At 50.5% G+C, this 13,058-nt stretch carries 8 protein-coding genes; 7 read left to right on the top strand and 1 reads right to left on the bottom strand.

All coding sequences use genetic code 11. The annotated features are described in order from the left end of the window. Nucleotides 1-58: 58 nt before the first annotated feature. The 4 genes from maf (at nucleotide 59) to HY774_27175 (ending at nucleotide 5,688) form a co-directional block, all read left to right on the top strand. Nucleotides 59-628, top strand: a complete 570-nt coding sequence (maf, locus tag HY774_27190; protein MBI4752189.1) for a septum formation inhibitor Maf — start codon at nucleotides 59-61, stop codon at nucleotides 626-628. 469 nt (nucleotides 629-1,097) lie between these two features. Next, entirely contained in the window at nucleotides 1,098-4,343 is a 3,246-nt protein-coding gene (locus HY774_27185) for a metallophosphoesterase (protein MBI4752188.1), read from the top strand. Between the two features lie 674 nt (nucleotides 4,344-5,017). Then, entirely contained in the window at nucleotides 5,018-5,371 is a 354-nt protein-coding gene (locus HY774_27180; protein MBI4752187.1) for a redoxin domain-containing protein, read from the top strand. Between the two features lie 44 nt (nucleotides 5,372-5,415). After that, a complete protein-coding gene (locus HY774_27175) occupies nucleotides 5,416-5,688 on the top strand; it encodes a DUF3303 family protein (GenBank protein ID MBI4752186.1) in 273 nt (90 codons plus the stop codon). Between the two features lie 246 nt (nucleotides 5,689-5,934). Here the strand turns inward: HY774_27175 and HY774_27170 are convergent, their stop codons facing one another. After that, entirely contained in the window at nucleotides 5,935-7,320 is a 1,386-nt protein-coding gene (locus tag HY774_27170) for a hypothetical protein (protein MBI4752185.1), read from the bottom strand. 447 nt (nucleotides 7,321-7,767) lie between these two features. Between HY774_27170 and HY774_27165 the strand changes: the two genes are divergently transcribed. The 3 genes from HY774_27165 to HY774_27155 all read left to right on the top strand — a co-directional run bounded on the left by HY774_27165 (nucleotide 7,768) and on the right by HY774_27155 (nucleotide 12,901). Beyond that, entirely contained in the window at nucleotides 7,768-9,171 is a 1,404-nt protein-coding gene (locus tag HY774_27165) for a lytic transglycosylase domain-containing protein (GenBank protein MBI4752184.1), read from the top strand. Nucleotides 9,172-9,317: 146 nt separating this feature from the next. After that, on the top strand, nucleotides 9,318-9,632 hold the full coding sequence (locus HY774_27160) for a hypothetical protein (protein ID MBI4752183.1): 315 nt from the start codon (nucleotides 9,318-9,320) through the stop codon (nucleotides 9,630-9,632). 323 nt (nucleotides 9,633-9,955) lie between these two features. Beyond that, entirely contained in the window at nucleotides 9,956-12,901 is a 2,946-nt protein-coding gene (locus HY774_27155; GenBank protein ID MBI4752182.1) for a tetratricopeptide repeat protein, read from the top strand. Nucleotides 12,902-13,058: the final 157 nt, after the last annotated feature.

The raw sequence follows: 13,058 nt of genomic DNA, 5'->3' as shown, positions 1-13,058 counted from the left end.
TACTGACTACTGACTACTGACTACTGACTACTGACTACTGACTACTGACTACTGACTTATGGCTTTAAAGACCATTCTTGCTTCAGGTTCGCCGCGTCGGTCCGAGATTCTTCGGAAGGCGCGGCTTGATTTTGAAATTCGTGCGGCTGATGTAGATGAATCAGTCATTGCCGGAGAAACCCCGGCGGAATATGTGCTTCGGCTGGCGCGAACCAAAGCCCAGGCGATTCAATGTGATGAACCCGCACTGGTCATTGGCGCCGACACAACGGTTGTGGCGGATGATGAAATTTTGGCCAAGCCGGAAGACGCCGAAGACGCCCGACGAATGCTGCGTCTGTTAAGCGGGCACGAACACCAGGTGCTGACCGGCGTGGCGGTGCATCACACGGGTCTCAACCAGACTGAATCAGATGTCGAACTCACCCGAGTCTGGTTTGATGAACTCACCGAAGACTGGATTTCGTGGTACATCGCCAGCGGAGAGCCTTTCGACAAGGCCGGTGCCTACGCGATTCAAGGGCTCATCGCTCCGTTTATTGATCGGATTGAAGGCAATTACCTGAATATTGTCGGGTTACCCGCACCACTCGTGCGCCGGTTGATGCGAAGGTTTGGCGAAGAATAACCATTTAAAAAGTACAGAGTTCAAGCTTTAGCTTGTCTTCTTTCTGATGTGGGACGGTCGGTTTTCACCCCGATAGCGATGGAAATCGGTTTTCGCCCGGATGGGCGGTGGAAAGTAGCCGGTGTGGAAGCCTGCTTCGAGGCGCGCCCACCGGAATGCAAGTTGGGATAAATTCGCGCCCGGATGGGCGCTGGAAAAAGAGGGTTTCGTTTTAAGAGAGAACGGAGATGTGGCGCTTCTGGTCCAGCGCCCATCCGGGCGCGAAGCGGAGGCTGACTGATAACCGGAGGGTGCGCCGCAAAGCCGGCTGCCCTCCGGCTACTCTCCACCGCCCATCCGGGCGAAACCCGACCTTTCCGCAACGGAGAAAAGAATGGCTTTAACGTTTCTTGTCTTCGGGTTTTCTTCTATACTGCCGTAACATTCCGATGTTTTTCCGAATTAACCTGCAGTGTCTGGAGACAAGTCAATGGTCACCGTCCCAAAACTCCGTAAAGACGGCACGTTGTCGTGGTTACATCTGTCCGATATTCACTTCGGAGAGACACAGGGAACTGGACGAAACGCCGTCCTCAATCGTCTGATTGATGATGTTCGCCAGCTTCGCGAACGGGACCAGCTTGCTCCTGATCTGATTTTCATCACTGGAGACATTGCCTGGAGCGGCAAGCTCGACCAGTACCAGCGCTACGCGCTTCCGTTTTTGGAGAAGCTCCAGGAAGCCGCTGACGTTGAGCCTTCCCGCATTTTCCTCATTCCCGGCAACCACGACGTAGACCGTTCCCAAATCAAAAGCATTGCCCTCAAAAAATTCCAGGAAGAACTGATTGCGCCTCCCGCTGGTGAGAACGCCCAGAAATTCGTGACCGAGTTTTTAACCTGGGACGATTTTCAGGATGACCGCGAACGGTTGTTGCTCAAACACACAGCCTATGTTGAGTTTGTCACGGCACATTTCCCACATTGCACACCGGAGATTGTACCCTGTGCCTACACCTGCCCGGTTGAGTTTCCAAAGGGCGCACTTCCATTTGAAAAATTGTGGGTCGTTGGGCTCAACACGGCCTGGCTTGGACGTGACGGAGAAGACAAAGGCAAGTTGCTGCTGGGCTACGAACAAATCCAGCAGGCACTGAATGTGATTGAACAGCACGGCAGTTGGAGTCGTGATTTTATCCTCGCCCTGACCCATCACCCGCTCTCGTGGCTGCCGGAATGGGACGAACGGCTGTGCCAGCAACAAATTGAAACCCGGTGTGACTTCCACCTGAGCGGGCATTTGCACGAAACACATTTCAATTTGCGTGGTGTTGGCGGACCGCAACGATGTTCAGAAATTGCCGCTGGTTCGGCTTACGGCGGAAGCCAGTGGTACAACGGCTACAATCTGGTCGAGTTGGATTTTCAAACTGGAAAAGGACGAGCCTACTTGCGGCGGTATGAACCGACAATTACGGCCTGGACACTTGACCCGCGTTTTAATCGCCCGCAACCAGGGCCATTCACCTGGGATTTGAACGAACGTTTCCCAAAGCCTTTCATTCCGGCATCAGGCACGCCGTCAACGCCTGAGCCTTCTGCGGGTGGTTCATCTCCGGCAAAAGATCTGTTTGGGCAATACCGCGCCTTGCTGGCTGACACGATTGGCAAAGTTCGGCTGTTTGGAGACCGAAATACCCATCCGCTTGAAAAAGTCTTTGTCGAATTGACGATTTTTGAGGAATACGAGTCTCCCTGTGTTCGGGCGGAGTGGGAAGGTCTGATGGATCTTGCCCTTCGTGAGCGGCGTGACTGGTTTCGCCGTGTTAAGAATCAAGACGAAGGTGAAGAAGAGGACGCCAAATCGTCAAAAACCAGAGTCAAAACCCGGCGTACCGTCAAACCTGACGAATTGTTGACTGCCGGCAAACGAGTGTTTGTCGCCGGAGCACCAGGGAGCGGCAAAAGCACGCTGCTCCGGTATCTGGCCAACAAAGCTGCTCAGGAAGACCAGCGGTGGCCGGTATTTATCGAACTCAAAGCTCTGCCTGACAAAGCTGGTGAACCGACCGGTGACGGTTTGGCCGAATTTGCTTTTAACTATGGAATTGTACCCTTGATTCAGTCACATCTCGGACTGACTGCTGCTGAACACACTGCACTTCATAGCGCTTTTCTGGAATCGTGGAAACAAGGAAACGTGGTGCTGTGCCTTGATGGGCTGGATGAAATCGGAGGCCGTCCGTTTTTTGATCCGTTGCGGCAATTGATCGAAGGATATGCCCAGGTGCAAAGTTCAAAAAACGTCGTGATTGTGTCTTCGCGCCCGTTCACGTTTCAGCCGCTGGCTCATTTGGAAGCAATGGAAATCGCGCCGCTCAATGACCAGCAAATTGTTGCCTTTCTGGAACATTACCAGGGTGAAGCTGTCGCCAAGAAGTTGAACCAGGAATTTGTGCGGCATCGCGATATGCGGGACCTGGCCCGGTCACCGTTTATGCTCGCGGTGATTGCCAATCTGTTTACCAACCAGGAACTGGTCATCAGCAGCAAACTGGAACTCTATCGCCGGATTGTTTTTGATTTTGTGACCGTGCTTGATGCTGAAAAAGGAGTGAAACGGTTCCATCTGGATGACCCAAAGGGCGCACTCAAACGTGAATTTCTCCAATTTGTGGCCTTTGAGCGATTTTTTGAACAGGAAACAGACGGGCTTTCAAAACGGCTGGTATTTACCGGCGACGAACTGGTGAAGCTAGCCAGAAAATTTCACTCAGAGGTTGACCCGTATCATCTGGCAGAAGATGCACAGGCCACGCCATTGCTTCGCGAAGTCGGCCCGAATGTCTTTGCTTTTTCACACTTAACGATTCAGGAATATCTGGCCGCTGTTGCGCTAGCCATCCATCCCAACTTTGAAAAACTCTTTTGCCGCGCCTTTTTCAACCCGGAGTTTACTGACAAGCTCGAAGTCCTTCCGATGACATTGGGTTTGGTTTCAAAGCCGGAGATGCTTTATGCTGCGCTTGAAAATCTCCCAGAATCATTGACTTACATCAATTTGAGATTACGGGCACGCGGGCTGGCTTATGTGAAAAAACTGAAGGATGAGCATTCAAAAAAACTCAATAACTGGTTGGATTCGATGAATCAGCAAGAACGACCGGAGGTAATGCCATACCAGGAAGCGATCAGGCAAGCCTTTGGAAACTTGTCTGATAATACCAAACAAAAACCAACCTCCAGGTTTACACCGGTGCTAGGTATGCTACGGCGGAAGTCGGAGGATGCGGCACTAGAGGGATTGAGTCAACGGGTGGGAATTGAAGCTGCGGCGAATGTGTTGGTAGGAATGTTGCCAGAAACTTCAGGTATGCGAATTAGAGCAGCCAGGGAATTGAGTCAGCCAGGAGTGGAATATAAAGTGGCAGCCTACTTGATTTTGCTACAGGCTGAGTATCCTTGGGTACGGAAGATTGCAGCGATGATGGGGGTGAATTGGTTTACCGAACAACAGCTTGCCTGGGCATTGCCAAAATTACTTTCTGATGAAGATGTATTTGTTCGCTCAAAAGCGGCTGAAACGGTTGGCTATTATTCAGAAGATCCACAGGTTTTGGATGAACTCCTCCGATTGGCGACCAGTGACCCGGTGGAAGAGGTGCGTCAGGTAGCCGCAGCCGCTCACAAAAAATACACTCGGAAGTTGCACTATTTCGACAAAGCGTCCATTTAGGGCCTGGGATTTGGGGAAATCCAGGTTTTTCAATTCTGACGTTTTTGCCGCCATTGCATTTGGGGCTAAAGGTAAGGGGCTGAAGGCTGAGGGAAATACATTTTTATCAACAACTTAGAGGGCGTTAAAAAATAAGCTCCTGGGAGCACGGGCGTCCTGTTACGTCCAGGTTTTGGTTTTGCACCGTGAAGTAGTGCCGTTCGGATGCTCAATTCAAATACCTGCCCCCAAACAAAAACGGGAAGTTGATTTTTTACAATCCCTTAGGGGCCTCTTTGAATAGAAGGTTAAAAAGTAATTTAATTGTATGTTTTAAATTACATTCGGCGAGATTCATTCCGCCAAAGAAGCAGTTGTGAAACAAAATCGGCTTGGAGTATGATGCGGTTGATTCACAGTTCAGGCTTTGGGAATCAGGTTGGGTAATGCCAGGGAAGTCCAGGTTGTTCAAAGGTTTAGCTGTAGTTCTCCAGATCAGGATCAAGGCAGGCAAGTCAAGATTGAAGGTTTCCCGGATCCATTCGGACCGGGAGGGAACAAATCTCAAGGGGTTGGCATCACATTTGCCTGGGAAATAGTCATTCAGACAGATTTACATTCCGAAGAAAAAGCTTTCGGATCACCTGACCGTCCAGGGAGCAATTTGAACCTCAGTATCGCAGGAGTTTTCATGTATGCCAGTCAAAGAGATTTCTACCCAAAGTTTTGAATCCGAAGTTTTTGAATCAGATCAACCAGTGCTCGTTGATTTTTATGCTCCGTGTTGCAGTCCCTGCCGGGCGTTGATCCCCGTTCTCGAACAATTGGACGCCGAATTCGCCGGGCGGGTCAAAATCGTCAAGATCAATGTTGATAAAAATCGTGACTGTGTCGGTCGGTTCGAACTTGCAAAAATCCCAACCCTGATGATGTTTTCCGACAATGAATCCAAAGACACGATTTGGGGAATGAAAACCTTTCCGGTGTTGCGTCAGAAATTAGACGCCTGGCTGGCATCTCCTTCGCTGATTTCAGAGCCAGCCAGGTAAATTCAGGCAGCTTGCTTACTCTCGCTGAGGAATCTGTATTTTCTATGCTGTACATGGTGATCGAACGCTTCAAAAACCAGGACGCCCTGCTGGTGTATCGCCGTTTCAGAGAGAACGGGCGACTCGCACCGGAAGGGCTCAACTACGTCTCAAGCTGGGTAGACGAGCACTTCCACTGTTGTTATCAGGTGATGGAAACCGAAGACCGGGCATTGCTTGACGAATGGATCGGGAACTGGAGCGATCTGGTTGATTTTGAAGTCATTCCGGTCATGACATCAAAAGAGGCCGTGGAGCGCATTTCACCACGGCTTTGAACAAGGAACAATCAATTGTATTCCGGCAGGCGCGCCTCAACGCAGGCTTCCACGCCGGCTACTTTCCGGCGCCCATTCGGGCGAAAGCCGACCTTTCCGCAACAGAGTAAAATTGTGTGTTTGGGCATTCCTTCATTGAATACCAACTTGCAATGAAATTCCAGTATAAGAGAATAGTCAAGTGATTCAATCGAATAAACTTAGTGAACTACTGACTACTGACTACTGACTACAAACTGATATAACTTATCTGATTTTTATTTTCCCCGACAGTGCCTGACCGGAGTTTCCCGCTGCGTCTTGGGCGATGACTTTGACCACACCGGTTTTGGTTGGTTCAATATCGGTGGGGAGGCTCCAGGTAAATGCCTGAGTCGTGCCAGAAAGACCCGAAACAATCCCAGTGGAAAAGTCAGTGCCATTGCTGGCAAAGCTGAGATCGTGGGAAATCACCTGCTGATCGTCAGTTGAAGTCCAGGTGATAGTCACAGTTGAGTCTCTTCGTCTGATAATCTTTGTATTTGATAAAGTGACATTTGAAACGACCGGTGATGTGGTATTGACGTCTCCGAATCCGCGCCGGGGATTGAGCACATTGCTGAATCCATAAGCAAAATCACTTTCCGGATGGGTGATAACTGGCGAATCTGTTGCCAGAAGCGGCTTGACCGGACGATTTTCAGGCGCCGGCCAGGTGCCCATATTCGATTGATCAACATTTCCATTTCCCAGTGCCACAATTTTGGCATCGGAGGTACCCTGAAACGTGTATTCGGCCAGGGCATCAAACAACCGCCAGACGCCATAGAAATCAAGCGCGTTGGATCGGTCTCCTGAACGACCGGGGTTGGTTGCCGTTGGGGTCACATGATCGGCTTTGAGTTGATAATCCAGCGCTTCGGACCTGTCGCTGAATAACACAACATAGTCTTTTTCACTGTCAGGAATCGAAATGTGGGTGAAAATATCTTTGGCCATACGGTGGTCACAGACGGTGTCGTCATCATAGACCTGAACAATCAGTTTGGCTTGAGGCGGGAAATTGCTCAGTTGTTCAGGCGTGATGTCATAGGAATACCAGGGTGCCAGCATAAACAGAAACACGCCGGCGGATCCCCAACCCTGCTGGGTGATTCCCTGGTAGGCAATGGCTGGCGTCGCACCTGCGCCAAACGAATGCCCGACAAAACCAACCCGGCTTAAATCCATACGGGAGCGATAGGTACTGGCTGCTTCCACAAATCCGGCCAGCAACACCTGATAGCGTTCCTGAATGGTTGGGCTGGTAACCGGATAGGGGGCATAGACGACAATGTAGCCACGGCTGGCGATGTGTTTGATGAACGGTTCGTAGGTCCGGGGATTGATCGCTCCAAACCCGTGGGCGAAAAACACGACGGGTAAAGGGGTAGTTGTTTCGGTTGGGAAGTAAACAGTGACGTTTTGGCCGGAAAATTGGGGGCTGGGGAGAGTTTCAACTTTGATGGAGTAGGGGCCGTTGGCACCATATCCGGATTGAATCGGCGGAATTGGCCCGGATTGCGCTCCGAGAGCCTGTCCTGAGCCAGCCAGTAGTCCCCAAAAAACAAGCCAGAACGCGAACGTAAAGCGACGTACAGCAGGAACTGACATATTCAAATGGTCCTCACAATGGTTGAAATTTCAGGGGAATGAGTTCGGACTATCTGGTTAGAGCTGCAAGGTGGTCAAAAAGTTGCGCAAATCGTTGGATCCCGTCGGAATCCCGTCACTTCTGCGTTCAGGCAACACCATCCGGCCCTGCAACAACGGAACAAAAGTCCTGATCGAGTTTGGCAATTGAAGCCAACATGCAGTATCGTTTCGCCTTTGGTGCCAGGTGACTGGTGCCTGGTACTTCGGAATCAATACTTTCGAACCCTGAACCCTGAACCCTGAACCCTGAACCCTGAACCCTGAACCCTGAACCCTGAACCCTGAACCCTGGTCCTTGATTTGCATTACTCAATATTTGCCGCAGTGGAAACTTTTCGTACGCTCGGGCGTTACCAAAAACCATAACCTCACTGCCAAATCCATTCATTTCTGAGATAAGCCAACATGCACTTTTCGAGACTTTTTGAGGAACCCCGTTCCTCTTCACGCCACACGCAATCTATTTTCATTCTCATTTGCCTGATTGTGGCCAATAGCCTGTTTCCCATGGTGGCCAGTGCACAGCAAGCACCCGCCGACCAGCTTCCTCAATCCAACAGCAGCAGCTATGTTCCGGCACTTCCAGCAGCCGGCAATGGCCAGACTCCGCCGTGGGTGACCCAAATGACCCAGCGGGCTGAAAACTATTTCTTTCTTGGTACTCAGGCATTTGACGAAGGTCGGTTCCAGACAGCCCGCGAATATTTCAATCTCTCGGTTGACTATCTGTTTGAATCCGGCGTTGGGGTGCATTCGCATCCGGTGCTGTATGCCTACTATGTGCAGTTAATTGAGCGCATCCGGCAATATGATATCCAGATGCAGGACACCGAAGTCGGTTGGGGGCAGCAAACATTTGCTCCGTCGCCGCTCGATTTGCTGGCTCAGGTTGAAATTGACGAGACTCAGGGCGGAAGCGATCAGATTTTGGGTGACCTGGATTTCGACGCCGTGTCAGACACCCCGGAAGTCCGGTCGTTTGTGCGGTTCTTCACCGGTCAGAAAGGCCGCCCCACGATGGTGTCGGGACTTCGGCGCGCAGGGAAGTATTTCCACCTGGCGCGTCGGATTTTTGCCGAAGAAAAAGTCCCGCTTGATCTGATCTGGCTGGCCCAGGCTGAATCTGGCTGGCGCAACAACGCGCTTTCGACCGCGGCGGCTTATGGGATCTGGCAATTTATTCCATCAACCGGTTCACGCTTTGGGCTGGTGCAAAACAGCTATATGGACGAACGCGGCGGAATCGAGCAGCCTACTCGTGCTGCCGCCCGCTATTTGCGCTGGCTCTATAACCGGTACGGTGACTGGTTGCTGGCGATGGGGGCCTATAATTGTGGCGAAGGAAACGTTGACCGCGCCCTGGCCCGCAGCAAGAACAAAGATTTCTGGTCGCTCCACCGACAAGGGCTGCTTCCGCAGGAAACCCGCAACTACGTCCCGATCATTCTGTCGATCATTCTGATTGCCAAACATCCGGAAAACTACGGTCTGGGCAACATCAAGCCCGAAGCCCCGATTTCCTATGAAAGCATGCCGTTGACGGCTTCGATTGACCTGCGGTTGTTGTCTGACACGGCGGGGATTCCGCTCGACACGCTACGCAGCCTCAATCCAGAGTTGCTCCGAGACATCACGCCTCCGGGGCGGTATCACCTGCGCGTTCCACGTGGTGCCATTGCCGCCACCCAAAATGTCCTGGTTGCAATGCAGGCCATGGAGCCGCGAGTCACCACCCGACTGGTTCGAAATAAGAAAACCAGAGCTGGCAAAAGCGAAAAGGTGGCACCTGCCACGTCAGAGACAAAATAATACCAGTTTGTAGTCAGTAGTCAGTAGTCAGTAGTTCACTAAGTTTATTTGAATGAATAGCTTGACTGTTTTCTGATACGACCGTTTCATTCCAAAATGGTAGAATCTGAGGTGATGCAATGACATTTGAGGAAATGGAACACACAATGGAATTCATACTGACCCAGCAGGCGAAGTTCAGTGTGGATATTGAAGTCCTGAAGGAGATGGTTGGCCGGGTTACTGAAAAACAGGAAAAAACCCAGGATCAGCTTGTTTCGATTACCCAAACCCTGAGTACCGTTACACGAAGTTTAAATACCCTGACCGAGCGGGTTTCATCAGTTGAAGATCAACTTTCCCACTTTGCGAAGATGCAGGAACAGTGGCAATCAGAACTCAAAGACAAGTTTGCGGTTTTGACCATGCTGACCATTGATCACGCCCAGCGGCTTGCCCGGCTTGAACATCCACCTGCCTGACCAAAAAAACAATTATTCACAGCCAAAAACCCGTCACCTTCTCAATGAAGGTGACGGGCTTTGATTTTGCGCTACCATCTTTGATTCGCTCCACTTACATTAGCGATATATTTTGGATACCATCTGCTGCCAATCCAGGGCGTGTACCACGATCAGGAACCAAAAGCCTGAACCAGATTCAGTTGCTTCCTAAAAGTCAGAATGCGATAGTCCCTCCGATCACGACATCTGCTCTTCACACCCAACCCTGAGTCGAGGGTTGGTGACCCCAATACTCATCTCAATTCTTCATTTTCCCTTCATCAATATCAGGAGTGTGCCCAATGAACGCCAGTCGAGGTCGTCGCTTTGCTCTTGTTTGCTTACTGATGGTATTGACCGGTCTTGGATTTCAACCCGTAAAGTCAGTCACTGCAGCGTCGGCAATTTCCATCCAGGAACCGCCACCCGCTCTGGCGCCAATCCAGGAACTCCAACCCGGAACGCCGGTTGAGCGAAGCTTCAAGCCTGAGGAATTGCATCGCTACACAATTCAGGGCAAAGCTGAACACTTCATGGCGGCATGGGTGACAGAAAAAGGGGTGAACCTTGTGGTTGAGGTTTTTGCTCCGGATGGGAAAAAGCTGATCTCCCAGAACGGTGTCATGGGGAGAGGCAAGGAAAATGTGCGTCTGCTTCTTAAGGATGATGGCTTGTATCGGGTACAGGTCAAAGGGTATACCCCAGCTTCTGCTGGTGATTACGTGATCGAAACGGTGATCCGTCAACCGACGGAAAATGATCGCCTGCTGCTTGCTGCTGACGATGATTATTACAAAGCCCAAAGTTTGTACAATACCCAGACCCCAGAAGCCTTAGAACAGGCCATTGCTCAACTCAAGACCGTTCTGCGTACCTACCAGACACTGAATCAAATTGAAGATCAGGGAAGTACCTATGCACTGATGGGGCACATCTGGTTGCTCGCCACCCAAATCCAAAACGCACAGGAAGCCTACGCCCAGGCACTCAAGATTTACCTGGCGCTCAACGATGAACTCAGCCAGGCCTTAATACTGGAAAAAATGGGTCAAGCAGCATTATCAAACAATGAAGACCAAAAAGGATTAGACCTGTATTTGCAATCGTTGAAAATCAATGAAAAATTGGGAAATCAGGTGGGCGTTACCATGACTTACCTGGCGATTGGGGTGGCTTATAACCGATTTGGTGAAAAGCAAAAGGCCCTTGAGTGTTATCAAAAATCGCTCCCTCTGGCAAAGAAACTGGAGTTTAATGCTGGAATTGCTGCCACCTTAAATAATATGGGCCGGGTGTATGATGACCTGGGAGAAGAACAAAAAGCACTTGAATATTACTTTGAGGCTATACCATTCCAAAAAACGCTCATTAATAAACGCCCAATCGGGATCACCCACAACAATATTGGTAAGATTTACTTAACGTTAGGGGATTCTGCCCGGGCAATTGAACATTTTGAAAAAGCACTTGAAATATCAAGTTCCGAAAAAGACCAGCTCACTCAGGCCCTGGCCCTCTTCAATTTAGGAAGGGTTTTTCTGGAGACCAATCAGACATCCAAAGCTCTGGATTTTTTGGGACAGGCTCAGGTTTTGGCTCAAGAGACCAAAAATCAGGTGCAACAGGCCAGAATCATGCTTGATCTGGCAACAGCGCACATCCAGGGTGGAAATCAGGCCAGAGCACTGGAAATTCTTGAACAGGGATTTACCATTTCCACTCAAACTGGAGATCGATCTACACTGGCCAATTACTATGTTCAAAAAGGAAAACTCACCGAAAACTCCGAGGAGAAGCTGGTGATGTTCCAGAAAGCACTTGAACTCCGTCAGGTGTTAAATGAACCTGCGACACTGGCCCAGGTATTTGGTTTGCTGACTACTGTCGAACGTGATCGGGGCAACCTGGGCGTTGCGCTTCAACACATCGAACATGCTCTGCAACTGGTTGAAAAAATTCGGTCAAACGTAACAAGTGACCAGTTTCGAACTTCATATTTTGCCACCATTCGAAAGTATTATGATATCTACCTTGATTTGTTAATTCGCTCCCACCAGCAGCAACCAGCCGCCCACTTTCTGGCGACAGCTTTTGAGATCAGCGAACGAGCCCATGCCCGTGGGTTGCTTGATCTGATCAATGAAAGCCGGATTGATATTCGTCAGGGGGTTGATCCGAAGTTGCTTGAACAAGAGCGGAATTTGAAGCAGTTGCTACAGGATAAATCCAATCGTCTGTTGTCGCTTAAAACTCGAAAAACCAGTGCCGAAGGTCTGCAGGCGGCTGAAAAAGAAATCGCTCAGTACAGGGAAGAATACCAGCAGGTGCGAAATCAGATTCGACAAGCCAGCCCGCGCTACAGTGCGCTCACCGAACCTCAACCATTGTCGCTCAAACAAATCCAGGCTCAAGTCCTGGCACCGGATACCATCCTTTTGGAATATCATCTGGGAGAAAAGGTGAGTTATGTATGGGTTGTATCACCGGCTGAAATTGAGGTCTACGAGCTTCCAAAACAGGAAGTCATCAATGACCTGGCTCGAAAGGCATATGAATCTGTTTCGGTGAAAGAACCATCTGTGCGAAATCTATCTGCAGTAAAGTCGCCAACTGACAACGCCGCACAAACTCAAAACACTGAGCCTGAAATGAACCCCATGCTGGTCTTGAGTCAAATGATTCTGGGGCCGGTGAGAAGCCAGCTTGGGACAAAGCGAGTCGTGATTGTGCCGGATGGTGCCCTGCACTTGATTCCATTTGCCGCATTGCCGGTTCCTCAAGCGACTGAACCCCAGCCGACGAACCCGAAATGGTCGTATTTGATTGAACACAATGAAATTATAACGTTGCCCTCGGCTTCGACCCTGGCGGTTCTGAGGCAGGAGACCGCAACTCGTCAACCGGCGCCGAAAAAGCTCGCGATTCTGGCGGATCCAGTCTTTTCCAAAGAAGATGTGCGCGTTGTTTCAACCGTCAATCCATCGCCCGCACCCGGCCAACCCGAGTCCACTCAGGTTGCCACGCGCAATCTCACTGCCCTGAAAGCACTTGAGAACACCAGCCCTACATCGTCCTCAACTGGGTTCACCCTGACCCGGTTACCTGGAACCCGCAAAGAAGCTAAAACGCTGTATTCGTTGATTGCTCCGACCCAGGGGAAGCTGGCGATGGATTTTGAAGCCAATCGGGAATTTGGGTGCTCATCGGCTAATACTGTGATTCTGAATCGGCTCAAATTTGGCGGTTAAAAGCTCGCGAAAGGTGCAGACATGGTCGGTTAACCCAGCGGCGATCCCTGGGGTCCGGGGTTTCCATTTGGGATGAATCACACCCGAGGAGCGACGCTCAGAGTCAGGCAGAGGAAGACGCAGACTCAAATGAGGACGGGCAAAATTGTAATACACC

Source organism: Acidobacteriota bacterium (genome assembly GCA_016208495.1).
Classification (GTDB): Bacteria; Acidobacteriota; Blastocatellia; order Chloracidobacteriales; family Chloracidobacteriaceae; genus JACQXX01.
This window is presented reverse-complemented; position numbering and strand designations above follow the sequence as displayed.